Annotated in this window: 23 protein-coding genes, 1 tRNA gene and 1 other RNA gene; 10 read left to right on the top strand and 15 right to left on the bottom strand. The window is 54.7% G+C overall.

The features are described 5' to 3' along the window. Positions 1-148: 148 nt before the first annotated feature. Entirely contained in the window at positions 149-1,333 is a 1,185-nt protein-coding gene (locus tag ACMV8I_RS17070; RefSeq protein ID WP_498866399.1) for a benzoate/H(+) symporter BenE family transporter, read from the bottom strand. A gap of 135 nt (positions 1,334-1,468) precedes the next feature. On the opposite strand from ACMV8I_RS17070, the gene ACMV8I_RS17065 reads away from it, so the two are divergent. Continuing rightward, positions 1,469-2,035, top strand: a complete 567-nt coding sequence (locus ACMV8I_RS17065) for a helix-turn-helix domain-containing protein (RefSeq protein ID WP_498866398.1) — start codon at positions 1,469-1,471, stop codon at positions 2,033-2,035. A 43-nt stretch (positions 2,036-2,078) separates the two neighbouring features. After that, a complete protein-coding gene (locus ACMV8I_RS17060) occupies positions 2,079-2,531 on the top strand; it encodes a GNAT family N-acetyltransferase (protein WP_498866397.1) in 453 nt (150 codons plus the stop codon). Between the two features lie 9 nt (positions 2,532-2,540). Here ACMV8I_RS17060 and ACMV8I_RS17055 read toward each other — a convergent pair whose 3' ends face one another. Together ACMV8I_RS17055 and ACMV8I_RS17050 are read right to left on the bottom strand one after the other, a co-directional pair. Further along, positions 2,541-3,020, bottom strand: coding sequence for a GNAT family N-acetyltransferase (locus ACMV8I_RS17055; RefSeq protein WP_498866396.1), 480 nt, complete (start codon positions 3,018-3,020; stop codon positions 2,541-2,543). 5 nt (positions 3,021-3,025) lie between these two features. Continuing rightward, positions 3,026-3,568 (bottom strand): hypothetical protein, encoded by a 543-nt coding sequence (locus ACMV8I_RS17050; RefSeq protein ID WP_498866395.1) that lies wholly within the window; start codon positions 3,566-3,568, stop codon positions 3,026-3,028. Positions 3,569-3,785: 217 nt separating this feature from the next. Here ACMV8I_RS17050 and yfcF point away from each other — a divergent pair, with 217 nt between their 5' ends. Then, the gene (gene yfcF / locus ACMV8I_RS17045) at positions 3,786-4,430 is read left to right on the top strand and encodes a glutathione transferase (protein WP_498866394.1); all 645 of its coding nucleotides are present in this window, start codon (positions 3,786-3,788) and stop codon (positions 4,428-4,430) included. A gap of 65 nt (positions 4,431-4,495) precedes the next feature. On the opposite strand, the gene ACMV8I_RS17040 is transcribed toward yfcF, so the two are convergent. The 3 genes from ACMV8I_RS17040 to bhsA all read right to left on the bottom strand — a co-directional run bounded on the left by ACMV8I_RS17040 (position 4,496) and on the right by bhsA (position 6,045). Then, positions 4,496-4,966: a GNAT family N-acetyltransferase gene (locus ACMV8I_RS17040; RefSeq protein WP_498866393.1), complete on the bottom strand. Its 471-nt coding sequence runs from the start codon at positions 4,964-4,966 to the stop codon at positions 4,496-4,498. Positions 4,967-4,982: 16 nt separating this feature from the next. Then, a complete protein-coding gene (locus tag ACMV8I_RS17035; RefSeq protein ID WP_498866477.1) occupies positions 4,983-5,618 on the bottom strand; it encodes a LysE family translocator in 636 nt (211 codons plus the stop codon). A 169-nt stretch (positions 5,619-5,787) separates the two neighbouring features. Next, entirely contained in the window at positions 5,788-6,045 is a 258-nt protein-coding gene (bhsA, locus tag ACMV8I_RS17030; RefSeq protein WP_498866392.1) for a multiple stress resistance protein BhsA, read from the bottom strand. 434 nt (positions 6,046-6,479) lie between these two features. Here bhsA and ACMV8I_RS17025 point away from each other — a divergent pair, with 434 nt between their 5' ends. Beyond that, entirely contained in the window at positions 6,480-6,728 is a 249-nt protein-coding gene (locus ACMV8I_RS17025; RefSeq protein WP_498866391.1) for a GlsB/YeaQ/YmgE family stress response membrane protein, read from the top strand. A 64-nt stretch (positions 6,729-6,792) separates the two neighbouring features. Here the strand turns inward: ACMV8I_RS17025 and ACMV8I_RS17020 are convergent, their stop codons facing one another. From ACMV8I_RS17020 to atzF, 9 genes are all read right to left on the bottom strand, one after another. Next, the gene (locus ACMV8I_RS17020; RefSeq protein ID WP_498866390.1) at positions 6,793-7,173 is read right to left on the bottom strand and encodes a hypothetical protein; all 381 of its coding nucleotides are present in this window, start codon (positions 7,171-7,173) and stop codon (positions 6,793-6,795) included. Between the two features lie 94 nt (positions 7,174-7,267). Next, entirely contained in the window at positions 7,268-7,966 is a 699-nt protein-coding gene (gene urtE, locus ACMV8I_RS17015) for an urea ABC transporter ATP-binding subunit UrtE (protein WP_498866389.1), read from the bottom strand. Positions 7,967-7,990: 24 nt separating this feature from the next. Then, on the bottom strand, positions 7,991-8,788 hold the full coding sequence (gene urtD, locus ACMV8I_RS17010) for an urea ABC transporter ATP-binding protein UrtD (RefSeq protein WP_498866476.1): 798 nt from the start codon (positions 8,786-8,788) through the stop codon (positions 7,991-7,993). Positions 8,789-8,796: 8 nt separating this feature from the next. Continuing rightward, positions 8,797-9,870, bottom strand: coding sequence for an urea ABC transporter permease subunit UrtC (urtC, locus tag ACMV8I_RS17005; protein ID WP_498866388.1), 1,074 nt, complete (start codon positions 9,868-9,870; stop codon positions 8,797-8,799). Next, positions 9,870-11,432, bottom strand: coding sequence for an urea ABC transporter permease subunit UrtB (urtB, locus tag ACMV8I_RS17000; RefSeq protein WP_498866387.1), 1,563 nt, complete (start codon positions 11,430-11,432; stop codon positions 9,870-9,872). Before urtB ends, urtC begins: the two co-directional genes overlap by 1 nt. Before the next feature lie 642 nt (positions 11,433-12,074). Beyond that, positions 12,075-13,343 carry an urea ABC transporter substrate-binding protein gene (gene urtA / locus ACMV8I_RS16995; RefSeq protein WP_498866386.1) on the bottom strand — a complete coding sequence of 423 codons (1,269 nt, stop codon included), beginning with the start codon at positions 13,341-13,343 and terminating at the stop codon, positions 12,075-12,077. Positions 13,344-13,428: 85 nt separating this feature from the next. Further along, entirely contained in the window at positions 13,429-14,154 is a 726-nt protein-coding gene (locus ACMV8I_RS16990; RefSeq protein WP_498866385.1) for a GntR family transcriptional regulator, read from the bottom strand. A gap of 26 nt (positions 14,155-14,180) precedes the next feature. Then, positions 14,181-17,813, bottom strand: a complete 3,633-nt coding sequence (gene uca, locus ACMV8I_RS16985) for an urea carboxylase (RefSeq protein ID WP_498866384.1) — start codon at positions 17,811-17,813, stop codon at positions 14,181-14,183. A gap of 12 nt (positions 17,814-17,825) precedes the next feature. Continuing rightward, complete coding sequence (gene atzF / locus ACMV8I_RS16980; protein WP_498866383.1) at positions 17,826-19,673, bottom strand: allophanate hydrolase; 1,848 nt, start codon at positions 19,671-19,673, stop codon at positions 17,826-17,828. A 286-nt stretch (positions 19,674-19,959) separates the two neighbouring features. On the opposite strand from atzF, the gene ACMV8I_RS16975 reads away from it, so the two are divergent. From ACMV8I_RS16975 to ACMV8I_RS16950, 6 genes are all read left to right on the top strand, one after another. After that, entirely contained in the window at positions 19,960-21,423 is a 1,464-nt protein-coding gene (locus ACMV8I_RS16975) for an alpha/beta hydrolase (RefSeq protein WP_498866382.1), read from the top strand. Between the two features lie 60 nt (positions 21,424-21,483). Next, positions 21,484-21,948 carry a MarR family winged helix-turn-helix transcriptional regulator gene (locus tag ACMV8I_RS16970; RefSeq protein WP_498866381.1) on the top strand — a complete coding sequence of 155 codons (465 nt, stop codon included), beginning with the start codon at positions 21,484-21,486 and terminating at the stop codon, positions 21,946-21,948. A 225-nt stretch (positions 21,949-22,173) separates the two neighbouring features. Beyond that, a complete protein-coding gene (locus ACMV8I_RS16965) occupies positions 22,174-22,596 on the top strand; it encodes an organic hydroperoxide resistance protein (RefSeq protein ID WP_498866380.1) in 423 nt (140 codons plus the stop codon). 249 nt (positions 22,597-22,845) lie between these two features. Continuing rightward, positions 22,846-24,531, top strand: coding sequence for a kdo(2)-lipid A phosphoethanolamine 7''-transferase (eptB, locus tag ACMV8I_RS16960; protein ID WP_498866379.1), 1,686 nt, complete (start codon positions 22,846-22,848; stop codon positions 24,529-24,531). A 101-nt stretch (positions 24,532-24,632) separates the two neighbouring features. Next, positions 24,633-24,709: transfer RNA gene (locus ACMV8I_RS16955), tRNA-Pro, on the top strand. 32 nt (positions 24,710-24,741) lie between these two features. Further along, a non-coding RNA gene (locus ACMV8I_RS16950) (RtT sRNA) lies at positions 24,742-24,871 on the top strand. Positions 24,872-24,979: the final 108 nt, after the last annotated feature.

Raw genomic sequence — 24,979 nt, 5'->3', positions numbered from 1 at the left:
TTTTCACTCTTTATTTGACGCCGTGACGACAGCATTTACGGCAGGTTAGGCATCAGTAAAGAGGGTTTGTCCGGACAGAAATGTGATCAAAGTCACTTTAAGCCGTGTTACGAAAAACTGTTACTCAGAACTTGAACGACCTCAACTTTTACACCGTTCTTTGGCGCGAGTAACTCAGAATAAAGTGCGTGATCACCCCACCCACCAAACCCCAGAAGGCTGAACCGATGCCGAGCAGCGAAAGACCTGAAGCGGTGATCAGGAAGGTGACGATGGCGGCATCGCGCTGACTCTCTTCAGCCAGTGCGCGGTGTAAGCTGCCGGAAATTGTCCCCAGCAGTGCCAGCCCGGCGATGGTGTGAATTAGCGGCGTCGGCAATGCGGTAAATAGCATGCCAATCGAGCCGCCAAACAGACCGGCCAGCAGATAGAATCCTCCCGCTGCCACGGCTGCGATATAGCGTTTTTTGGGATCAGGATGCACATCTTCCCCCATGCAAATTGCGGCAGTAATGGCGGCAATACAGAAGGTAAAACCGCCGAACGGTGCCAAAACCAACGCAGTCAGCGCCGTCCATGAAATAAGAGGGGACACCGGCAGGTTATAGCCGTGCGCTTTCAGGGTGGCAATGCCGGGCGCATTTTGCGATGCCATAGTGACGACAAAAAACGGAATACCAATACCCAGCAGCGCAGAGAGCGTGAAGTGCGGCATGATGAATTCTGGCATCGCAAACGCCATGCTCTGGCCCTGATCCTGTGAGGCGATTTCCCCCTGCCACGCCGCGACAATTAGCCCGACAGCCAGCGTCAGGACAATCGCGTAGCGTGGGAGCAGGCGGCGGGCCAGCAAATACACCAGACACATCGCGCCCGCCAGCGGAAAATTGCTTTGCAGCGAAGTGAAAGCATCCAGCCCGAAGCGCAGCAAAATGCCGCCAAGCATCGCTGCCGACAGCGCTTGCGGAATATATTTCATCAGGCGAGCGAACAGGCCGGTTACGCCGCATAACAGAATCAGCCCGGTGGCGAAAATAAATACCCCGATGGCGTCGTTAATTGAGGTGCCGGGCAGGCTGGTGACCAGTAGCGCCGCACCGGGTGTTGACCAGGCCGTGACCACCGGTGTGCGGTACCAGAGCGATAGCCCGATGGATGTTATACCCATTCCAAGGCCCAGCATCGTCAGCCAACTGCCGATTTGCGCCACGCTGGCACCCGCTGCCTCGGCAGCCTGGAAAATAATCGCCGCCGAACTGGTGTAACCGACCATCACCGCGACAAAGCCGGCGAGCACGGCGGAAAAGGTGAAATCCTTTAAATGGGAATTCATGATTGAAAATCCTTCTGGTCAGGCGACGACGGCGGTATTCTGTTGTGCGTTATAGCGCACAGGTACTGCGCTCAACATATCACTGTGCGTTATAACGCACAACACCCATTCAGGTTGCTGAATGAAGGAAGCCCTATGCAAGAACTCGCCCAACGGATCGGCAGGCAACTTAAAACGGTGCGCGCTGAACGCGGCTGGAGTCTCAGCCAAACGGCGGAAAAAACCGGCGTGAGCAAGGCCATGCTCGGCCAGATTGAGCGTGGGGAATCCAGCCCGACGGTGGCAATGCTGTGGAAAATAGCCAGCGGGTTGAATATATCGTTTTCAGAATTTATCGAAACGCCGCCCAAAATGTCATCAACGCTACATCGCCATGACCTGTTGGCTATGTTTAACAGCGAGACCTCGGGTATGCGCGTCGTGCCACTGTTTCCTTTTGATGTCGCGCTGCGCATGGACATGTTCCTGATCGAGATGGAGCCAGGCGGCGTCAGTGAATCGTCGCCACACGAAAAAGGCGTGATTGAACACGCGATCGTGCTTGAGGGGCAGTTAACGCTAGAAGTGGATGGTGTCATACGTACGCTCTGCGCCGGGGAAGCACTGCGCTTTACTGCGGATTGCCCGCATGCCTACCGCAATGAAAGTGCAGATATCGTCCGTTTTCATGACCTGATACATTATCCCTACACTTGGCCTTGATGGGGTGTTCCTGCTGTATCGGTTTATTTGAGGAGAGCGTTATATGAGTTCATCGCCAGCCATCATGGTTCGCCCACTCACCCCTAATGATCGTGAAAGTTGGGAAATTCTGTGGCGCGATTATCTGGACTTTTATCAGTCAGAGCTTGACCCAGCGCAGTTCGACTATACCTTTCAGCGTTTGTCGCAGCCTGACCATGTCAGCATGTTTGGCTATGTGGCGGAATATCAGGGAAAACTGGTCGGGTTGGTGAACTGCATCAATCACGATCACGGCTGGCATATGCAGCAGGTGGTCTATTTGCAGGATTTATACGTCGATGAAAGCGCGCGCAAGTTGGGTGTCGGGCAGAAATTGATTGAAGCAGTGTACGAGTACGCTGACCAGAACGATAAAGCCAACGTCTACTGGACCACCAAAACGGCCAATCACACGGCCCGCAAACTGTATGACCGTATTGGAGTACTGACGGATTTCATCAAATATCAGCGCTGATGGGCGCTGTTAAACCGCTTTTAACGCTTTTACCATGGTCAGATTGGTCGGCGCATAGCCCAGGCTAGCATACAGCGCCTGCGCCGCATTGTTGTGGTAAAACACATTCAGTCCGATGGATTTCAAACCCAGTTCACGCACTTTCTCTTCCAACTGCCAAAAGGCAGCGCGGGCGTGGCCCTGACGGCGAAATTCGCTAAACACCGACACTTCATAGATAAAAGCGCTGCGTTCGCCCTGACGATCGCTGACAGCAAACCAGATATACCCGGCAGTTTGCCCATCGACATTGGTTTTAATTTCAAACAAATAATTTTCCGGCGTGGCGATGCCCTGTGGCAGCAACCGTGCTATTTCATCCTGCGAACGTGCCAGTGCGTTTTCCGCTGCCCAGCGGCCTGAGGCGACATTTTCTTTGGCATAGTCCGTGACCAGTTGCTCAAAAAATTGCGGGTAAAACGCTTTGCTCATCGCCGACAGTACTGTCATGAGGATCAATCCTTAGTGGGTTTTTTATAGGGGGTAACAAAGCATTCGCTGACGCTGGTGCCGTTGCTTTCCACTGTGGTGATGACGTAGCCCTTGTCGTTGAGGACAATCGCGCTGTAGGGCAGAAGATCCTGTTTTGCACTGGTCATCTTTTCAAACTCGCGGAGAAGCTTGGCTTTGGCATCGGCCTGTTCAGGTTTATCCATGCCTGAAACGTCAATGAAAGCTTGTTTAAATACCGTACTTAACCCATTTTTCCCTATCCGACTTTCAACGATAGCTTTCACGTTAGCCGTCACATCGTTGCCCAGTAAAAACATACTGACTATCTGATAAGTCAGTACATTATTTTTCTTACTGATCACAAAACCGTTCTCAAACGATTTCATCTTTAGGTTGTTGGGATAGGTAAACTCATCCAGGCAGATGGTTTTGTCACCCACCTTAAACTGATTGAATCGCGCTTTAATCTCCTTGGGGGATGAAGCTTGCGCTGCACATACCAGCAGCGGGAGGAGCATCGCAAAGGCAAGGTTCCGTTTTTTCATGGTCTGTTCCTGGAGTAAAAAGCCCGACATCAGGGGATTTCAGCAGTATAGGGAGACAGTCGTAGGATGCGAACGTTTATCTTTGCGGACGGGACGACATTTTACTTTATACACCGCTACACGATGGCACGATTATTCCACGTGTTTTTTAACGACAGCCCCTCATTTCTGCGCTATGTTTTTCATCCTTTTGCTTTTCTTTTTTCAGGAGTTCGCCATGAGCCAACCTTCGCTGACGCTTTATTCCGATGCCAACTATTTCAGCCCCTATGTCATGTCTGCTTTTGTGGCGCTGACCGAGAAAGGTATTCCTTTTGAGCTGGAAACCGTCAATTTAGCCGAGGCCGAAAACCTGAAAGATCATTATTCAGCGATTTCAGTGACCCGCCGCGTACCGACACTGGCGAACGGCAGCTTTGTGTTGTCAGAATCTTCCGCCATTGATGAATACGTGGAAGAGTTGTTTCCCGCACCGACCTTCCCGGCGATTTATCCACAAGACCCGGAAAACCGCGCCAAAGCCCGTGAAGTCCAGGCGTGGCTGCGCAGCGATTTAATGCCGATCCGCGAAGAACGTTCAACCGACGTGGTGTTTGGCGGCAAAAAATATCCGGTGCTGACGCCCAAAGGCCAGGCGGCTGCCGAAAAACTGATCGGTGCCGCTGAGCGTCTGCTCGAAGACCGTGAAAATCTATTCGGTGAATGGTGTATCGCCGATACGGATTTGGCACTGATGATCAACCGGTTGCGCTTAAACGGCGACGCTGTGCCAGAAAATCTGGCGGCCTATGCGGATGCCCAATGGCAACGCCCATCGGTTCAAGAGTGGTTAGCGCTATCCGCGGGTCATCCTGCGAATTGAGTCCGCGTTAGCTGCATTTATTCACCCCGGTCACTTATCTGAGTAAGTTTCCGGGGGATGCTGAGTCAATCCAAATGATTTTGTGCGCTGTTGCTCAGTATTTTAGTCAGGTAAAAGCGGGTATGGGTGGACGGCGCATCATCTGGCGCTCGAATATCGTCAATATAATCTTCCAGCGACATTTGCAGGTGATAACCCATACGTTCATAAAAGGGCCGTGCCTGAAAACTAAAGGTATCGACCAGTGAATAACGGCAACCCCGCCGCTTGGCCTCTTCTTCCGCTTCGTTGATCAACTGTGTACCGACGTCTTTACCGCGCAGAGATTCATCGACCCATAGCATCTGGATATACATCCAATTGCCGACGGTTTCAGCAACAATGCCCGCCTGTTTCTGACCATGCTCATCCTCAACAAAAATCCCTAACGCGCGGAGTTTCTGCTGCGGAACAAAATGGCTGTTGAAATTACGCAGGCCACTTTTCATCTCTTCAAGATCGTCGTCGGTTGGGGCTGAGGTGATACGTGTTTTCATGGCAACTCCTTTTTTGTTAGCGTTTTGTCGTAGCGAGTCGAACTGCAAAGGCGATAAAAACGGTGCCGGTTAAACGATCCAAGGTTCTGACCACTGCCGGACGCCGCAGCCAGCGGGACAAAGGGCGTGTCGCTGAAATCATCACGCACGACCATAGCGTACCGATGACTGCGTGCATGGCGGCGAGGCCAAAAATATACGGGCCGACCGGATAACCCGTTGCCACAAACTGTGGCAAGAAAGAGACGTAGAACACGCCGACCTTCGGGTTAAGCACGTTGCCAAATAGTCCTCTTATGAACGGTGAATTTCCGATGCGTAATACAGTTCTGCTACTTTCCGGCGCGGCCATGTTCATTTCGCTTCTCGGTTTCAGCAACATTTGCAGACCAAGCCAGCAAAGATACGTGGCACCGATCCACTTCAGGGCGGTGAACGCGATTTCCGAGGAGGCGAGCACCGCCCCCAATCCGAGAGCGACCATTGCGCCCCAAACCAGGCAACCGGTGCTGATCCCACATGCTGATAAGAGTGCTTTTTTGCTGCCTTGGCTAGCCGCAGTGCGCAATACCAGCGCAGTGTCCAGGCCGGGAGTGAGCGTTAAAATACCCGCGGCAAGCGCGTAAGAAATCAGAGATTCTGCGAGGGTCATGGCTTTTCCTGATGTGCGAAAAAACCAGAATAGTGAACCTGATAGAGAAAATGCAATCTTGCAGATAAAGAAAGTCTGAGAGTGGATAGCTGGAAAGTAAAAAAGCCTGTGGAAGATGATCTTCCACAGGCTTTTGGGAGGGTATTGGTTCAGCAGTTTTGCGTGCCGATTATTTATAGATTTCAGCGTTAGCATGCATACGGTTGTTACCGGTTGCAGAGATGATGCGGTAAGAAGAGGCACCTGCTTCACTTGCCTGAGCTGCCAGTTTACTTTCCAGACCACCAAGCGTGGTTGGGCCTGACACTGAGATCACACCGATTTTTTGTGCGCCGTCGGCAGGTTGAGAAACCTGCTCAGCAGCAAAACTACCGAAAGAGATCAGAGAAAGGGTGGCGGCTACAGCAAAAATTTTGATGTTTTTCATGATAATTATTCCATTCAGTTTATGAGCGTGAAAGGTGATTGCCTTTCGATGAATGAATAATAGACCTGTCTGTCGCAGATGAAAAACGGATTGATTTGAGGAAGTCATTCAAAAAAACTGTCTTATTTTTTACGCAATTTTACAGGCTTCTGCGGCCGATTGACGAAACGCCGTGGCCGTTTACACTGGCTGAAAGATACAGCACAAACTGACGGAAAACAGTCCTCCTTCCTGATTTTGAGCGCGCTTCCCCATTTCTGCTAGACTGCACCTGCAGTGTCAGAAAAAAGGTTTGTGGTGTTTTTTCGCCGACCTGAAAGTCGGACGTTGTTGGTTCCGCTCTTGTTTAGCCAAATTGGTTCAACACAATTCATGGTGAGACCATGCGATTTTACTAACATCACGGTAACGAAATTTATTTGGAGGAGTCAAAAATGGGAATTTTATCCTGGATTATCTTTGGTCTGATTGCGGGTATTTTGGCGAAGTGGATCATGCCGGGTAGAGATGGCGGCGGTTTCATTCTGACCGTGGTTCTTGGTGTTGTCGGTGCCGTTGTCGGTGGTTACATCAGTACGTTCTTCGGTTTTGGCCGCGTAGACGGTTTCAACTTTGGCAGCTTTATCGTCGCTGTGATCGGTGCGCTGGTCGTGCTGTTTATCTACCGTAAAGTTCGCAGCTGATCACTCTCGGCTGTGCCTAACGTGAAAAGCCGCGCCAGTCGCGGCTTTTTTGTGTCTTAAAACGTCACTCCACCGGCGTTGTGGGCAACCTCACGATGTCCTGATAATCATTACCCATCCAGTAGACCCCTTCTTTCGCCCAGAACGGCCCTTCGATGAGGTCGAGCAGGTCGGAGTACTCTTCGTAGAACTGTTTGCCATCGCGGTTATACACGCGGATGTAGCCGGAGTAATGCCCGCCGTCGCCCGGCATAGTCATGCGCGGAATAAAATTGAACGTCCGGTATTCGCGCACGACATACTGCTTATTCGGGCTCCAGGTTTCGGAAATCAGTTTTCCCTGCTTCCACCACAGATAGCATCCGGCAATCACCGCCAGCAGTAATGCGAGTTTTACCCAGCGTTTGCGCTGGCGAACCAGCGCGTCCTGACTTTTGATTTTCATACTTACTGCGAGTGTCCTTTCCAGCATGTTTGAGAAAAACCGCCCCAAATGTGTCTGAAAAGTTAATGGTTGTCTTGTGAAAATTCAGCCTGAGCTAAATCGCTACCAAACCTCGCACATTTTCCGCTTCCATATCTTCCCCGCGTCCGCGTTTGACGATGCTGCCACGTGACATCACCAGATAGCTGTCGGCGAGGTCGGCGGCGAAATCGTAGAATTGCTCGACCAGCAGGATCGCCATGTCGCCTTTGGCGGCCAGTTGTTTGATCACCGCGCCGATCTCTTTGATGACGGAAGGCTGAATACCTTCGGTGGGTTCGTCGAGGATCAGCAGGCTGGGTTTGCTGGCCAGTGCGCGGCCTATGGCCAGCTGTTGCTGCTGGCCGCCGGACAAATCACCGCCGCGGCGATGTTTCATTTCCAGCAGGATCGGGAACAGGTGGTAGATTTCATCCGGCACCTGTTTGGCGTTGCTGCCGGAAAAGCGCGACAGCCCCATCAGCAGGTTTTCTTCCACCGTCAGACGCGGAAAAATCTCGCGACCCTGCGGGACATAGGCGATGCCCGCCTGCACGCGCTGATGCGGTTTGCGGGTGTTGATCACCTGATCCTGCCAGCTGATGGTGCCGGATTTCGCCGGGATCAGCCCCATCAGGCATTTCAGCAGCGTGGTTTTGCCCACGCCGTTGCGCCCAAGCAGGCAGGTGACTTCGCCGATTTTGGCGTCGAATGACAGGTCGCGCAGAATATGGCTGCCGCCGTAAAACTGATTCAGTTCATTGACTTGCAACATGCTTTCTCTTCCTCTGCTTAAACCTCAGCGTCCTAAATAAACGTCGATAACCTGCTCGTTGGCCTGCACCTGTTTCAGCGAGCCTTCCGCCAACACCTGCCCCTGATGCAGCACGGTGACGTGATCGGCGATGCTTTCGACAAAACCCATATCGTGCTCGACCACCATCAGCGAATGCTTGCCCGCCAGCTGTTTGAATAGCTCAGCAGTGTATTCGGTTTCGGCGTCGGTCATGCCCGCTGCCGGTTCGTCGAGCAGCAGCAAATGCGGCTCCTGCACCAGTAACATGCCGATCTCCAGAAACTGTTTCTGGCCGTGCGACAGCAAACCGGCCGGACGATGCCGTTCGGTTGTCAGCCGCAGTGTGCCGAGCATTTCATCGATGCGGTCGCGCTGTTCGCTGTTCATTTTGGCGTGCAGGCACGCCCAGACCGATTTATTGGTTTTCTGCGCGATCTCCAGATTTTCGAACACGGTCAGCGCTTCAAAGACCGTTGGCTTCTGGAATTTACGGCCAATGCCGGACTGCGCAATCTGCACCGGATCCAGCTTAGTGAGATCGGTGCGCTGGTCGTAGAATACGCTGCCGCTCTGCGGTTTGGTTTTGCCGGTGATGACGTCCATCAGCGTGGTTTTCCCCGCGCCGTTCGGGCCGATCACGCAGCGCAGTTCGCCGACGCCGATGTTCAGCGACAAGTTGGTCAGCGCCTTAAAACCATCAAAACTGACGTTGATGTTTTCCAACTGCAAAATCGGGTCGGTCTGTTTGCGGTGCCTGTCTGCCAAATGTGGCTGGGTAAAAAGATCTTCGGTCATGATCATCGGGCTCATCAGGATTTCCTCTTACGCAGCAGGCCAATCACGCCGTGCGGCAGGAACAGCGTCACTACAATGAACATACCGCCGAGCACAAATTGCCAGTATTCGGGTATGGCGACGGTGAACCAGCTTTTCGCGCCGTTGACGATACCTGCGCCCAGAATCGGGCCGATCAGCGTGCCGCGGCCGCCGAGTGCCACCCAGATGGCTGCTTCGATGGAGTTGGTCGGGGACATTTCGCTTGGGTTAATAATACCGACCTGAGGCACATACAGCGCGCCAGCGATACCGCATAACATGGCGGAAATCGTCCAGACGAACAGCTTGAAGCCTTTCGGATCGTAGCCGCAGAAAATCAGCCGGTTTTCTGCGTCACGTACGGCGGTCAGCACGCGGCCATATTTGCTGCGCGCCAGCGCAAAACCGAGCGCCAGACTGGCGACCAGTACCAGAACGGTCATCAAAAATAATCCGATCCGGGTGCCGGTGGCGGTGACTTGAAAACCGAGCAAGGTGGTGAAACCGGTGAAGCCGTTATTGCCGCCGAAGCCGGTTTCATTGCGGAAAAACAGCAGCATGCCGGCGTAGGTCAGCGCCTGTGTCATGATCGAAAAATAGACGCCTTTGATTTTCGAACGGAACGCGAAGTAGCCGAAGACAAACGCCAGTGCACCGGGAACCAGCACGATCAAACACAGCGCCCATGCAAAATGCTGCGTGCCCGTCCAGAACCATGGCAGTTCGGTCCACGACAGAAACGACATGAAATCCGGCAGGCCACTGCCCGCCGCCTGCCGCATTAAATACATGCCCATCGCATAACCGCCGAGCGCGAAAAACAGTCCGTGACCGAGCGACAGTAAACCGGCGTAGCCCCACACCAGATCGAGAGCGATCGCGACGATCGCATAGCACAGGATCTTACCGACCAGCGTTAGCGTATACGTTGAGATCGCCAGCGGATTGTCGGCCGGAAGAAGTGCCAGAAATGGCATGATAATCAGCCCAATAAGCACCAACGTGCCCAGGGTAATCGCAATCTTCGGCGCTTTTTGCACGCCGGTAAGGGTTAGAGGTTGGCTCATCAGTCAATCACCCGGCCTTTGAAGGCGAAGAGTCCCTGTGGACGTTTCTGGATGAACAGGATAATCAGCGCGAGGATCAGGATTTTTCCCAGTACCGCACCGATTTCCGGCTCAAGAATTTTGTTCACCATGCCCAAACCAAAGGCTGCCACCACCGTACCTGCCAGCTGGCCGACGCCGCCGAGCACCACCACCAGGAAGGAGTCGATGATGTAACCCTGACCGAGTTCGGGGCCGACGTTGCCGAGCTGCGACAGCGCTACGCCCCCAAGGCCCGCGATGCCGGAACCGAGGCCGAACGCCAGCATATCGACGCGGCCAGTCGGCACGCCGCAGCAGGCGGCCATCGCACGGTTTTGCGTGACGGCGCGCACGTTCATGCCGAGGCGGGTTTTATTGAGCAGCAGCCAGGTCAGGCCAAGCACCAGCAGCACGAAAATAATCACCGCGATGCGGTTGTAAGGCAGCACCAGATTCGGCAGCAGCTGAATGCCGCCGGAGAGCCAGCCGGGGTTTGCCACCTCGAGGTTCTGTGCGCCAAACAGTACGCGCACGCCCTGAATCAGAATCAGGCTGATGCCCCAGGTCGCCAGCAGTGTTTCCAGCGGGCGGCCATATAAATGACGGATCACGGTGCGTTCCAGCACCATGCCGATGCCTGCGGTAGTAAAGAAGGCGACCGGCAGCGCGACCAGTGGATACAGCGCCAGCAGCCCCGGCGCATAGTGTTGAAACAGAGCCTGCACCATATAAGTGGAATAGGAACCGAGCATTAACATCTCGCCGTGCGCCATGTTAATTACGCCCAGCAGACCGTAGGTGATCGCCAGACCCAGCGCGGCGAGCAGCAGAATCGAGCCGAGCGACAAACCAGTAAATGCCTGACCGAGCAAATCGCCGATCATTAAACGGTGCTCAACGGCTTTCAGACTGATAACAGCCGCAGCGCGCACCTTGGTGTCAGCTTCGGTTTTCGGGTCGGTCAGTTTTTGCAGACGACTCTGGGTGTCCGGATCGCCGGAAGTGCCGAGTCGCTCAACGGCGTTCAGGCGCACCTGCGGATTGGCGTCGGCCAGCTGTAAATTTGCCAGTGCGATGGCCAGCGCGTCGTGCACCGTGCGGTCTTTTTCCACGTCAAAGCGATGGTTCAGCAAGGGTAACTGGTCGGCCTGCGCGTCGCGTTGTAAGGATTTGGCGGCCTGCAAGCGCACGGCGCTGTCGGCGCTGACCAGACGATGTGCGGAGAGTGCATTGGCAATCAAAATACGCAGGCGGTTGTTCAGCCACACTTTTTTGGTATCGCCCTGCGGTTTGGCATCACCTTCCAGCGGTGTTAGCTGTTCACCTGTTTGCGTGAAGGCGTGCTTAGATTCGTCAATAACGACGTTTTCATGCTTCAGCGCTTCGAGCAGAGGCAGTTTTTCTGGCTGCGGATCGGCCGCCCATTGTTGCAACAGTGCCGCCTGTTGAGAGCGGCTGGCGGCAGCAAAATCATTTGCAGCAGCGGCTTCGGCCAGCAGGGGCAGGGAACAGACCATGAAAAGCAGTATTCGGATTATCATTATGTCTTCGCCATAAAAAGTGGACCTTGGGTTTGAAGCCCGCACCTGTTAAAACCTTGGGCTCGCCGCCCAAACTGGCCCAGAAGGAGCGCCAAGGCGCGCCCCTTCTGGACATCCCGCGCCTTTTTGTTTGTGACACCGACAGCTATCGCCGCTGGCAGGGAACGTGTTTCATATACTTCCGTTCACGGCGCAAACGCCGCCGCTGCGCGGTACTCTCATTTCAGGTTCGGACCAACTCGAAAAAAGACTCGAATTGTTTCTCACCGTTCATTCGACGTCGTTTTGACTGCGCCTTAGCAGAATTTCTAAATTCCAAATCAGTCTTCTTATCTGGGCCTTTGAGGCTTTCTTAAATTCCAAACCAGTTTGCTCCGCTCTGTTGTTTTCTTTTGACTTACATAGCCACCAGGCCGCAGTCAAAATCCCGCTGAGCAAGCGGTTCGAGACCTGAGGCTCGAAACCCGCCGCGAAGGCACCGCGTAGCGGTGGCATTTTGCGGCGAGAACGAAAGCTCCTGGAACACGGTGCCTGTATGGCGCGAAGCTGTCGGTGCCTCATAGAAAAAACGCAGGATTCCAAAGGAGGCACGTTTATGCCTCCTTTGGGCCAGTTTGGGCGGCGAACCCAAGGTCTTGACTGTTAGTTAGTCGTTTTCACCGGAGTCTCTGACTTCTTATCATTGCCTGCAATATAAGGACTCCACGGCTGGGCGCGGATCGGTTTGTCGGTCTGCCAGACCACGTTGAACTGCCCGTTGGATTCGATTTCGCCGATCATCACCGGTTTGTGCAGGTGATGGTTGGTCACATCCATGGTCAGCGTGAAACCAGACGGTGCGGCGAAGGTCTGACCGGCCATCGCGGCGCGGACTTTATCCACGTCGGTCGTCCCGGCTTTCTCGACTGCCTGTGCCCACATATGAATACCGACGTAGGTCGCTTCCATCGGGTCGTTGGTTACTGCTGAGTCGGCGTTCGGCAGTTTGTGGGCTTTGGCGTAAGCCTTCCATTCGGCGACGAATTTCTTGTTGGTCGGGTTATCGACGGACTGGAAGTAGTTCCACGCCGCGAGATCGCCGACCAGCGGTTTGGTGTCGATGCCGCGCAGTTCTTCTTCACCCACCGAGAACGCCACGACCGGTACGTCAGTCGCTTTCACGCCCTGGTTCGCCAGCTCCTTGTAGAACGGCACGTTGGAGTCGCCGTTGATGGTGGAGATCACCGCCGTTTTGCCGCCTGCGGAGAATTTCTTAATGTTAGAGACGATGGTCTGATAATCGCTGTAACCGAACGGCGTATAGACCTCTTCGATATCGCTGTCTTTCACGCCTTTGGAATGCAGGAAGGCGCGCAGAATTTTGTTGGTGGTGCGCGGGTAGACGTAATCCGTGCCGAGCAGGAAGAAGCGTTTGGCCGCGCCGCCGTCTTCACTCATCAAATACTCTACCGCCGGGATCGCCTGCTGGTTAGGCGCAGCGCCGGTGTAGAACACGTTAGGCGACATCTCTTCGCCTTCATATTGCACCGGATAGAACAGCAGACCGTTCAGCTCTTCGAATACCGGCAGCACCGATTTACGCGACACCGACGTCCAGCAGCCGAACACCACGGCGACTTTATCCTGCGTCAGCAGCTGGCGGGCTTTTTCGGCGAACAGCGGCCAGTTAGACGCCGGATCGACCACCACCGGTTCCAGCTTTTTGCCGAGTACGCCGCCTTTGGCGTTGATGTCGTCAATGGTCATCAGCGCGATGTCTTTCAGTGGCGTTTCAGAAATCGCCATGGTGCCGGAAAGGGAGTGCATGATGCCGACTTTGATGGTCTCGGCAGCCTGTGCGCTCCAGGCTAACCCCATGCTGACTACGGTGGCGGACAGAGCAAAGGCTTTAATAAAACGTCGACGTTGCATAGTGAAATCCTCTGTAAAAACGCTGTGATTTAAATGAGTTAAGAGAACATTGTCATGGTGTAAGTCGAAAAAATTTTTAAAAAAGTCATGACGGAAGGCTTCCGTCATTCTCCGCCCGGGCCTGATGCAGCATATGCAGGGTAATTTTGCGCACCTCGGCTTTACTGACGGCAATATGGTCGTGTAGTTGGCGTTGAGCCTCCTCAGTGCGTTGCCCTATGATGGCGAGCAAAATGCTCGCGTGTTCTTTGTAGGTGGCGTTCACCCGCTCGTCTTTGGTGAAATCCAGCCGACGGATGATGCGGATTTTCTCGGTCAGCTCGCGGTGAATACGCGCCATTTCGGCGTTACCGGCGGCGGCCACCAGTGTCATGTGAAACTCTTCGTCAAAGCGTGATACCGTCTGACCGTCTTCCTGCCGTGGCTGGTCAATCCAGAAATCTTTCAGCTCGGCCAACTGCAAGGGCTGTGCGCCCGGCGGACAGGCGCACAGGCGTTTCACCGCTTCCAGCTCTAGCACAATGCGCAGGTCATACAACTGCTCGAAGAAGTCGAAATCGAACGGGCGCACCTGCCAACCGCTGCGGAAAAATACTTCGACATAGCCTTCGCGCTCAAGCCAGAACAGCGCCTGACGCACCGGCGTGCGGCTTACTTCCATGCGATCGGCGATGTCGTTCTCGCTGAAGCGATCGCCCGGCAGCAGGCGGAAACTGAAAATGTCGGCCTTCAACTGCTGATAAATGCGCTCCGCCAGCCCTTCCGGACGGTTGTTTTTCGTACGTGTCGATTTGGCGCCTGTCAGTTGCATAAAAAGTCCCTTGTGGTTTTACCCGCTTAAACCGCTACATCCAGCCACAGCAGCGCGTCACCCGGCCCGACCGGACGGCCTTGCTGGCAGCTGATTTTCAATACCGTGCCGGCGCACGGTGCGTTGACTGACAGCTCCATTTTCATGGCTTCGACTACGATCAGTGGCTGGCCTTCCACCACCTGCTGGCCCGGCTCCACCAGGATTTTCCAGATATTGCCGTTGAGATCGGCGCTGACCAGATGCCCGTCCTGATCCGCATCGTCTTCCACTAACTGGACGGCGTTGGCTGCCGTCTCTACCGCCGCGCTTTCCGCTTCATGCCAGTGCGCGACCTCTTTGGTAAAGGCATCAGCTTGTTTCGCCCTGAAATCGGCGATATCGGCGGCGTTGTCGGCAATAAATTGGGTATATTGCGCAAAATCGAACTCTGTCTCTTCGATGCGCACCTGCGCACGCCCCTCGCGGAAGGTGTCGCGCTGGGCGTCCAGCTCCGCTTCGGTCACTTCATAGAAACGCACCTGATCGAAGAAGTGCAGCAGCCACGGCTCGCCGTTTTTGAACTGTTCGTTTTTGAGGAATTTGTTCCAGATCGGCAGCGTGCGGCCAACCAGCTGATAGCCGCCCGGCGAATCCATGCCGTAGATGCACATGTACATGCCGCCGATGCCGACCGTGCCTTCGGCGGTGTAGGTACGCGCCGGGTTGTATTTGGAACTGAGCAGACGATGGCGCGGATCGACCGGCACCGCGCACGGCGCGCCGAGGTACACATCGCCCAGCCCGAGGATTAAATAGCTGGCGTCGAAAATGATATTTTTGACTTCTTCGCGGCTCGCCAGCCCATTGGTGCGCTGGATGAAATCGACGTTATTCGGCAGCCACGGCGCATCGGCGCGCACGGTTTGCTGATAGCGTTCCACCGCGCCGAGCGTGGCAGAATCTTCAAACGCCATCGGCATATGCACGATCCGGGTGGGGATTTTGAGCTGGCTGACGTCGGCCAGGTCATGTTCGAGCGTCAATAAATGTTGCAGCAGTGCGCTTTGGTGCAATACGCGGCTGTCATAGCGGATTTGCAGCGACCGCACGCCCGGAGACAGCTCTTCGATGCCGGCCTGACCGGCGGTTTTGATGGCGTTCATCAGCAGATAAATGCGCATTCGCACCGCCAGATCCAGCACGTTATCGCCGTACTCAATCAGCACGTAGCCGTCGCCTGCCTGCCGGTATTCCACCGAAGGACGATCCGCCGTGGCCGGTAAGGCGGCGAGAATAGTGGCTGAGGCGGTGGTGTCCGGCAGCAACGACGGCACCGGCAGCGCCATCGCGTCAATCGGCATCAGTGAATCGATAGTGCCTTGCTGCGCCCGTTCCAGCGCCTGCGCTTGTTCGAAACTGACCGGATGGAAGCGGATTTTATCGCCCGGTTTCACCTGTCCGACTTTCCACAGTTCGGCTTTGGCGATGGTCACCGGACAGACGAAACCGCCGAGGCTTGGCCCGTCGCGGGTCAGGATCACCGGGAAATCGCCGGTAAAGTTAATCGCGCCGATGGCGTATTCACAGTCATGCACGTTCGATGGATGCAGACCGGCTTCGCCGCCGTCCTGCCGCGCCCACTGTGGCTTCGGGCCGACCAGACGTACGCCGAGGCGGTTGGAGTTGTAATGCACCTGCCATTCGGCGGCGAAAAATGTGTCGATGGATTCTTTGGTGAAGAAGTCCGGTGCGCCGTGCGGGCCATACAGCACGCCAATGTTCCAGAGATCGCCATAGGTTGGGACGATATTTTCTGCCGCCGCCTGCGGTAAACCGACCGGCGCGGGCGTGGTGCAGGCGGCGAGTTCGGGTTGGGAAACGGTCAGCACGTCGGCGACGCGCAGCGTGCGACCGGCGTGGCCGCCGAACTGTCCGAGTGCGAAGGTCGAACGGCTGCCGAGATAGACCGGCACGTCGAAACCGTTACGCACGGCAAGATAGGTTCGGCAGCCCTGCGTGGCGCGCCCAAGGGTCAGCGTCTGACCGGTTTTTACGTTCACCGGCAGCCAGTAATCAATGCTTTCGCCATCGAGGTCTGCCGGGCAGCGCGCGCCGGTCAGGGCGATAGTGGCATCGCAGTGAAAACGCAGCGTCGGGCCTTGTAGCGTGAACTCCAGACCGGCGGCGTCGAGGTGGTTGCCGACAATACGGTTGGCGAGGCGGAACGCAAAATCATCCATCGGGCCGGACGGCGGTACGCCGATATCCCAGTAACCGAGACGCCCCGGATAATCCTGCACGCTGCTGTAGGTACCGGGTGCAATCACTTCGATAGCGCTTGGCGCGTAAGCAAAACTGTCGAGCATGCGGGTCCACATTTCGCCGTCGCGGAAGATCGGTGTAGCCACCACCTGGCGCAGATAATCAATATTGGTGGCGATGCCGTGCAGGCGGGTGGCCGCCAGCGCGGCGGACATTTTTTCCAGTGCGTCCTGACGGTCAAGGCCGTGGACGATCAGCTTGGCAATCATCGGGTCGTAAAACGCCGAGACTTCACTGCCGGTAGAGACCCAGCCATCAACGCGGACATCGTCCGGGAAGAACACTTCAGTCAGCACGCCTGGGCTTGGCTGAAAGTTTTTCAACGGGTCTTCGGCGTAAATGCGCACTTCCATCGACGCGCCCTGCGGTGCCTGTTCCAGATGTGGCCAGTCGAGTGGTTCATCGGCGGCGACGCGCAGCATGCATTCGATCAGATCCAGTCCGGTGACCATTTCGGTGACCGGATGCTCGACCTGCAAACGGGTGTTCACTTCGAGGAAATAAAATTCGTCGCGCGCGGCGTCATAAATAAATTCGACGGTACCGGCGCTGCGGTAATTCACCGATTCGCCCAGTTGCACGGCGGCGCGATGCAGGGCTTCGCGGCTGGCCTGCGGCAGGTTCGGCGCAGGCGTTTCTTCTACGACTTTCTGATTGCGGCGTTGCAGGGAACAGTCGCGCTCGCCGAGCGCCACCACGCGGCCTTTGCCGTCGCCAAAAATCTGCACTTCAACGTGACGGGCGCGATCCACAAACCGCTCCAGAAACACGCCCCCATCACGGAAAAAATGTTCACCGAGGCGCTTCACGCTGTCCCACGCGGCGCGCAGTCCGTCTTCGTCGTCGCAGCGCGTCAGGCCAATGCCTCCGCCGCCTGCGGTGCTTTTCAGCATAATCGGATAACCGATTTTCGCCGCGGCGATCACCGCGTCCTCAATACTGTCGAGCAAGCCGGTGCCCGGCGTCATCGGCACATTGGCGGCACCGGCTAATTCGCGGGCGCGGTGCTTGAGGCCAAACTCGCGGATTTGTCCGGCAGTGGGGCCGATAAACGCCATTCCTGCGGCTTCACAGGCATCGGCAAATTCAGCGCTTTCGGATAAAAAACCGTAGCCGGGATAAATCGCCTGCGCACCGGTTGCTTTCGCAGCGGCCAGAATCTTGTCGATCATCAGGTAGCTTTCGCTGGCTTTTTCGCCGCCGAGTGCGATGGCGATATCGGCATCGGTGACGTGCGGCGCGTTACGGTCGGCGTCGGAATACACGGCCACGCTGGTGACCCCAAGGCGTTTCAATGTGCGGATGGCGCGGCAGGCGATCTCGCCACGGTTGGCGACCAGAACAGTCGTGAACATAGGTGTGGCTCCTCAGGCGTTTTTCAGGGAGGCGAGGTGGGAGATGTAACTTCTCCAGCCGCCAAAATGGGTGATGTCGGTGGCGTCAGGGACCGCCCAGGGTTCACAGATAAAGCCTTTTACGCTGCGCCCGTCTGCCAGTTCGAGAGAGCCGATCCCCAGCGGTGCCGGGATTTCTGCGACGAATTCACCAAAGCGGGCCAGCGGTATGTCCCACAACTCGACGATAATGGCGCGGCCTGTTTCAGCTCGTACCAGTCCCGGCTTGGGTGGCGTGGTGTTGGCGAGGGCGTAGAGTTTGTAGGTGGCGGCGGTGGTGGTTTGTTCAACGCGAACGGCGTTACGTTTGGTGAGTTGGACATTCAGCGGCATGCCGGTCAGGTGCGCACCGACCACCGCGACGCGCACGCAGGCAGGGTTGACCGGTGCGGAGGCCATGAACTCTTCCGGCTTGAGCATGATCCCGGTCGCGCCGAGCGGCAGGTTGAGGCTGCGCTGCCACTGACGCCCAAAGCTGGCTAAGGCATCGTCATGCCAGGCTGGCGCAATCAGCGTGATCCCGGCGGGCAGGCCGTCGGCACGCAGGCTGGCCGGCAGCGCCAGCGCAGACAAATCCGCCAGATTGGTGAAGTTGGTGTAAAACCCGAACTGTGAATTATAAAGTACCGGCTCCTGCACCATCTCTTCCTGTGTACGGATGGTTGGTGAGGTCGGCACCACTAACGCATCAAAGCCTTCCAGCGCCAGATTGATTTTCCTCGACAGCTCCGCGCGCAAATATTCAGCCCGCCATGCGTCGCAGGCACTGTAATTCAGGCCGTTCGCCACAATGCCACGCACCACCGGATCCATCACTTCAGGGCTTTCTTCGAAAATCTGACCCACCGCTACCGTGCGTTCAGCCACCCATGCGCCGTAGTACAGCTGCTCCGCCAGTTCGCGAAACGGGGTGAAATCAATCGGCACCAGCGTGGCGCCGCTGCTGCTCAACCGCTCCAGTGCCTGATCGAATTCAAATTCGGCCAGTGCATCGCCGCAAAATTCCAGACTGTCGGGTACTGCAAAGCGCGGATGAGCAGAAATCGCGACCGGGGCGGTACGTGGATTTTTACGCGAATAGGCATCGGCGGCGTCATATCCGCCCGCCGCATGGGCAACGGTCTGCGCATCGGCGACGGTCAGGGCGAAAATGGAGACAGAGTCGTTCAGGCGGCAGGCGGGAACCACGCCTTTATTCGACAGCCAGCCTTTGGTCGGTTTCAGGCCAACGATGTTGTTGAACCCGGCAGGCACACGGCCGGAACCCGCAGTATCGGTGCCGAGAGAAAAGCCCACCAGCCCGCGTGCCAGCACGGAGGCGGAACCGGAGCTGGAGCCACCGCTGACGTAATCCGGATTGAAGGTGTTGCGCACTGCGCCGAACGGCGAGCGGGTGCCGACCAGACCGGTGGCAAACTGGTCGAGGTTGGTCTTGCCGATCACAATCGCGCCTTTGGCTTTCAGGTTAGCAACGACGGTGGCATCGGCTTCGGCGGTGTAAGTGAAAGCCGGGCAGGCGGCGCTGGTCGGCCAGCCCGCGATATCAATATTGTCTTTGACCGCGAACGGTACGCCAAACAGCGGCAATGCGTTCAATGAGCCTTTTGCCTGCTGACGCAACGTTTCCAGATGCGCAATCTGGTCTTCCAGCTGATTGGCCGTGGCGCAATAGATCCAGGCGTTGTCGGTATGACTCAGACTGCCTAAGACCATCGAAAGCGTGGTACGCAGGCTCTCCGGCGCAGTGCGGTAATGCTGCTGCCATTCCCGCAGGGTAAAACCGCGATAAGGCGAATTCGTAGAGTGTGAAGCGTGGGTCATAGGTTGAATTCCATCTGGTACACAAGATTGAATTCATCAAAGCAAGACCTGTGCCAATTTTTTATTTATTGATTTATAAGAATTTTATTTTCATTGAATAAATAAGTGGTTTGTTTTCTGCACCATGGCGGGAATGCAAATGGACAAAAATGGGGCGAAAATTTGCACTTCGTGGCGTCGCCGTTCAGCTTAATAGCATCATTATTTAGTTAAGAATGTGCTGTATGAACGACACATCGTTAAACTTCGCCATATGCCCTGACGGTTTTTAGGAAAACGCAATTTGATGCAACTTCGTAATATCTTTAAACGCCTGAAAACGTTTTTACTGGTGTTCTTTCTGGTGGTCATCACACTCTTATGCGTGCGGACATATGACGCATTGCAGGGGCCGCCGCTCGAGCTGTGGCACCAGCTCGCGCCGGATGAATTGAGCGCGGATCAACTGGATAAAAGCGACTGGGCGGCCTATTTACGTGCTGAGCAGCAAGCGTTTATTGAAGTGAAGCAAGAAGTGACGGATAGGCTGGATGCCGAAGATCGCATCCCACTCAACCGGTATTACGATCGCAGCCCGATTTATCCTGAACATTTTGCACAGGACTGGAACCGTTCTTATGAGCTGATGCCCGTCGGCAAGCCGGTGGGCGCGGTGGTGTTGTTGCACGGGCTGACAGACTCTCCTTATAGCCTGCGTCATATCGCGGAGGATTACCGTCGCCGTGGGTTTGTTGCCGTTGGGATCCGCCTGCCGGGGCATGGCACGGTACCGGGCGGATTGACTCATGTTGATTGGGAGCAGTGGATGGCGGCAACGCGTTTAGCCGTGCGTGAGGCTGGTCGTGCGGCCGGTGCGGATGTGCCGTTGCAGCTGGTCGGCTTTTCCAACGGAGGTGCGCTGGCGATGAAATACACGCTCGATACACTCGACGACTCCGCCCTCACGCGACCTTCCCGTGTGGTACTGATCTCCCCGATGATTGGTGTCACCCGTTTTGCCCGCTTCGCCGGTTATGCGGGTTGGCCTGCAATTTTCCCCGCCTTCGCCAAAACCGCCTGGCTTAGCGTGATGCCTGAATTTAATCCTTTTAAATACAATTCATTTCCGGTGAAAGCGGCCCGCCAGTCCTATCTGATTACCCACGTTTTGCAGCAGCAAATCATCCAGGATGCAAAATCCGGTAAACTGGCGCAGTTACCGCCGTTGTTGGCGTTTCAGTCGGTGGTGGATTCCACCGTCAGCACCCGCGCGGTGGTGACCAGTCTGTTTAATCAGCTGCCCGCCAATGGCAGCCAATTGGTGCTGTTTGACATCAACCGCAGTGCGTACGTCGGGACGTTACTGCGTCCGGCGGTAGAAACAGCGGTTGAACGACTATTGCCACCAACCCCGCGTCGTTATCAGACCACGGTGATCACCAATGTTTCGCCCGATCAGGCGGCCACCGTGGCGCAGATCACCCCGGCGGGACAGACAGAAGTGGAGACGGAGGCGCTGGGGTTAGATTATCCTGCGGAATTCTTTTCGCTATCGCACGTTGCGCTGCCGTTCCCGGCCGATGACTCGTTGTATGGACGAAATCCGCAGGGTGCGCCGCAATACGGTATTCATCTCGGTCGTCTTGCCGCCCGTGGGGAAGTGGGGGCGCTGGTGGTGAGTATGGATCAACTCATGCGGGTCTCATCGAATCCATTTTATCCGTATCTGTTGCAGAAAATCGCAGAGCAAACAGCGGCGATGCCACAGTAAAATGCGACATCGCGCTTAAACAGCTTGCTATAATATAGTGCACTATATATATTGAGGCCTATGAGCACTCACAATAATTCTTCCTCACAGGCCAATGCCCTTTTACATCTCGATCAACAGATGTGTTTCGCGCTTTATTCAGCGAACCTGGCATTGCACAAAGTTTACCGTAAGCTGCTGAGCAAGCTCGATTTAACCTATCCGCAATATCTGGTGATGTTGGTATTATGGCAGCGAGATGACGTGACGGTGTCTGAGATTGGCGAAAAGTTATTCCTCGACTCTGCGACGTTGACGCCATTGCTGAAACGGCTGGAGTCCGCAGGTTTGCTGATACGATGCCGTGCCAAAGCGGATGAGCGTCAGGTGATCATCACTCTGACCGACGCTGGTAAACTGCTACGTGAACAAGCTAAAGGTATTCCTGAAGCTATTTTGTGTGCGACCGAGTGCGATATCACCGAAATGGTCACACTGAAGCAGCAGCTTGAATCTCTGCGCGCTAACTTGAAAGACAAAGCCTGAAAGATAAGCCCTGATCTGCACGACAAAGCTCTCCACAGCAAAGTTCTGCATGACAAAGCCCAGGGCGAGATTGATTAAACCTATTGCAATGACAGATAAATCCGACGGGCGCTTTCGAATTTGTCTGATAATGTTTAATACATAGCGCACTATTATATAGTGCTAAATTCAGTCTTGTTAATAAAGTCTTCTACCGAAGTCATCTGACCCGAAAAGGAACGAAATATGTCTATCCAAAAAGTTATGTATCGTGCTCATGCATCCGCTACCGGTGGCCGTGACGGCCGTGCTGTTTCTGACGACGGCGTTCTCGATGTCAAACTGGGGGTGCCTAAAGAAATGGGCGGCATGGGCGGCGGTACCAACCCTGAGCAGCTGTTTGCTGCGGGCTACTCCGCCTGTTTTCTCGGCGCACTGAAAGCGGTAGCAGCGCAGGAAAAAATCAAGATCCCTGCGGATGCGAAAATTGAAGGCGCGGTAGGCATTGGCGAGATCCCGGGCGGTTACGGTATTGAAGTTCAGCTTGATATCACTTTGCCAGGTTTTGAACGCAGCGACGCAGAAGCGCTGGTAGCCAAAGCACATCAGGTTTGCCCGTACTCAAATGCCACCCGTGGCAACATCGATGTGATATTGAATATTAAATAATTCCTTAGAAGTATCGCCTTCACCAGGGGCGCGTTTGGTAGGAAAATATCCAGGAGGCTTCGGCCTCCTGTTTCATGTCTAAGACCGTTTCATTCAGGGTCTTTTCTCCGCGCCGGAAGGTGCTTATGCACAGAACTTTCTGGAAGTGTGTATATAAACGTAATCTCAGCCTAATCTGTGAACTTGCCGCCTATAAACATGTCACAATGATTCAGAATCTTTCTAAAATCGTCTGGATAATTACATTACATGAATAGAGTGAAGACTCTATCGCAGCAAAATATCTCTTTCTTGTTAGCGATCTATATCGGCATTTTTCTCAATGTCTCCGTTTTTTCCCGCCGCTTCGCCTCCCTCACTCACGGTGTCAATTTCATTGAATTGTCCCAGGCAGTGACCGAAGTGGTCGCTATTGTGCTTTTCACTTTCTTCCTGCTGCGCTTGCTTTCACTGGGCGGCCGAACATTTTTTCGCATCGTAGCCAGCGCGTTACTGCTGATTTCCGTGGCGGCCAGTTACTACATGGTGATGTTCAATGTGGTGATCGGCTACGGCATTATTGTGTCGGTGATGACCACAGATATTGATCTAAGCAAAGAAGTGGTTGGCTGGTATTTCTTCATATGGATGATCGTCGTCAGCGCTATTCCACTGCTGCTGATCTGGAAAAACGACCTGCGGTTAACGTTGATTGAACAGATCAAAACGCCGGGCCAGCGCTTATTACCCTTAGGTATTTTAGTGGTCGTTGTCGCCCTGGTATGGTTGCCGCTGCGCATGCTGGATAAACAGCAAAGCCGCAATGAAAAGCTGACCAATATCGATTTACCAAGCTATGGCGGCGTAGTCGCGCACTCCTATTTGCCTTCTAACTGGCTGGCAGCGCTTGGTCTGTTTGCTTATACCAAGGTGGATGAAAGTCAGGATGCGGGTAATTTCCTCGATCCGGCGAAAGAATTCACTTATGTGCCACCGACAGGTGTCGATGATACCTACGTCGTCTTTATCATCGGGGAAACTACCCGCTGGGACCACATGGGGTTGCTGGGCTATGAGCGCGATACCACGCCGCGTTTGTCGAAAGAGAAGAATCTGGTCGCGTTTCGCGGCAAGTCCTGTGATACCTCCACTAAGCTCTCTTTACGCTGTATGTTCGTGCGTGAGGGTGGGGTGGAGAATAATCAGCAGCGGACCCTGAAAGAGCAGAATATTTTTGCGGTGCTTAAGTCGTTGGGTTTCAGTTCTGAACTGTTCGCCATGCAAAGTGAAGTGTGGTTTTACAACAACGCCAACCCCGATGACTACTCGTTCCGTGAAATTATCGCTTCTGAGAAACGTAATGACGGTAAACCGGTGGATGACATGCTGCTGGTTAACGAGTTGCAGGAGTCCCTGAAAACGCATCCGCAGGGCAAACATCTGGTGGTGCTGCACACCAAAGGTTCGCATTACCTCTATTCCCAGCGCTATCCACGCAGCTTTGCGCGTTATACCCCAGAATGTATGGGCGTAGATCGCGCCTGCAGTAAGGCTCAGTTGATTAACGCTTTCGATAACAGCGTGCTGTATACCGATACCTTTATTGCGAACGTGATGGATCAGCTGCGTGATAAAAAGGCGTTGGTATTTTACGCTTCTGATCACGGCGAATCTATTGATGAAAACTCGCATCTGCATGGGACACCGCGTGAAATGGCACCGGCGGAGCAGTTCCGCGTGCCTATGTTGGTATGGGCATCAGACAGCTTCCTTGCACAACCCGATCACCAGCAGGCGTTCGAACGCTTGAAAGCCCAGCAGCGGGTCGGAGGTGAAAAACGTCACGAAGAGCTGTTTGATTCGATCCTCGGTTGTCTGGGTTATACCTCACCGGACGGTGGGATTAACTCAGCGAACAATTGGTGTGCTAAACCTCCGTCTGAGAAGGCTATTTAAGCCAGAAGACAGGGGATTCGCTGGAATTCTAAGCAGACAGCGTCTGCGCTACAAAAAGGCGTTGACGCTCTGAATCAGCGGCAGTAATATGCGCTCCGATTCGGCGAGTAGCGCAGCTTGGTAGCGCAACTGGTTTGGGACCAGTGGGTCGGAGGTTCGAATCCTCTCTCGCCGACCAATTTGAAAAGCCTGCTTTTGAAGCAGGTTTTTTTTCGCCTATCGTTTGTGAGGATGAGAACCTCCGCAGGAGGTTTGAGCCGAGCGCAGCGAGACCACGTTGCTTTAGCAACGACCCGCAGGGCAAGCATCGAAGATGCGCGTAATCCTCTCTCGCCGACCAATTTGAAAAGCCTGCTTTTGAAGCAGGTTTTTTTTCGCCTATCGTTTGTGAGGATGAGAACCTCCGCAGGAGGTTTGAGCCGAGCGCAGCGAGACCACGTTGCTTTAG

Origin of the sequence: Ewingella sp. S1.OA.A_B6 (genome assembly GCF_049889095.1) — a bacterium.
Taxonomy (GTDB): Bacteria; Pseudomonadota; Gammaproteobacteria; order Enterobacterales; family Enterobacteriaceae; genus Ewingella.
Note: the sequence above shows the minus strand (reverse complement) of the source record. Positions and strands in the feature narration are given on the sequence as shown.

Coding starts and splice junctions, on each gene's coding strand:
- ACMV8I_RS17070 (WP_498866399.1), bottom strand. CDS start 1,333: ATGAATTCCCATTTAAAGGATTTCACCTTTTCCGCCGTGCTCGCCGGC.
- ACMV8I_RS17065 (WP_498866398.1), top strand. CDS start 1,469: ATGCAAGAACTCGCCCAACGGATCGGCAGGCAACTTAAAACGGTGCGC.
- ACMV8I_RS17060 (WP_498866397.1), top strand. CDS start 2,079: ATGAGTTCATCGCCAGCCATCATGGTTCGCCCACTCACCCCTAATGAT.
- ACMV8I_RS17055 (WP_498866396.1), bottom strand. CDS start 3,020: ATGACAGTACTGTCGGCGATGAGCAAAGCGTTTTACCCGCAATTTTTT.
- ACMV8I_RS17050 (WP_498866395.1), bottom strand. CDS start 3,568: ATGAAAAAACGGAACCTTGCCTTTGCGATGCTCCTCCCGCTGCTGGTA.
- yfcF (WP_498866394.1), top strand. CDS start 3,786: ATGAGCCAACCTTCGCTGACGCTTTATTCCGATGCCAACTATTTCAGC.
- ACMV8I_RS17040 (WP_498866393.1), bottom strand. CDS start 4,966: ATGAAAACACGTATCACCTCAGCCCCAACCGACGACGATCTTGAAGAG.
- ACMV8I_RS17035 (WP_498866477.1), bottom strand. CDS start 5,618: ATGACCCTCGCAGAATCTCTGATTTCTTACGCGCTTGCCGCGGGTATT.
- bhsA (WP_498866392.1), bottom strand. CDS start 6,045: ATGAAAAACATCAAAATTTTTGCTGTAGCCGCCACCCTTTCTCTGATC.
- ACMV8I_RS17025 (WP_498866391.1), top strand. CDS start 6,480: ATGGGAATTTTATCCTGGATTATCTTTGGTCTGATTGCGGGTATTTTG.
- ACMV8I_RS17020 (WP_498866390.1), bottom strand. CDS start 7,173: ATGAAAATCAAAAGTCAGGACGCGCTGGTTCGCCAGCGCAAACGCTGG.
- urtE (WP_498866389.1), bottom strand. CDS start 7,966: ATGTTGCAAGTCAATGAACTGAATCAGTTTTACGGCGGCAGCCATATT.
- urtD (WP_498866476.1), bottom strand. CDS start 8,788: ATGATCATGACCGAAGATCTTTTTACCCAGCCACATTTGGCAGACAGG.
- urtC (WP_498866388.1), bottom strand. CDS start 9,870: ATGAGCCAACCTCTAACCCTTACCGGCGTGCAAAAAGCGCCGAAGATT.
- urtB (WP_498866387.1), bottom strand. CDS start 11,432: ATGATAATCCGAATACTGCTTTTCATGGTCTGTTCCCTGCCCCTGCTG.
- urtA (WP_498866386.1), bottom strand. CDS start 13,343: ATGCAACGTCGACGTTTTATTAAAGCCTTTGCTCTGTCCGCCACCGTA.
- ACMV8I_RS16990 (WP_498866385.1), bottom strand. CDS start 14,154: ATGCAACTGACAGGCGCCAAATCGACACGTACGAAAAACAACCGTCCG.
- uca (WP_498866384.1), bottom strand. CDS start 17,813: ATGTTCACGACTGTTCTGGTCGCCAACCGTGGCGAGATCGCCTGCCGC.
- atzF (WP_498866383.1), bottom strand. CDS start 19,673: ATGACCCACGCTTCACACTCTACGAATTCGCCTTATCGCGGTTTTACC.
- ACMV8I_RS16975 (WP_498866382.1), top strand. CDS start 19,960: ATGCAACTTCGTAATATCTTTAAACGCCTGAAAACGTTTTTACTGGTG.
- ACMV8I_RS16970 (WP_498866381.1), top strand. CDS start 21,484: ATGAGCACTCACAATAATTCTTCCTCACAGGCCAATGCCCTTTTACAT.
- ACMV8I_RS16965 (WP_498866380.1), top strand. CDS start 22,174: ATGTCTATCCAAAAAGTTATGTATCGTGCTCATGCATCCGCTACCGGT.
- eptB (WP_498866379.1), top strand. CDS start 22,846: ATGAATAGAGTGAAGACTCTATCGCAGCAAAATATCTCTTTCTTGTTA.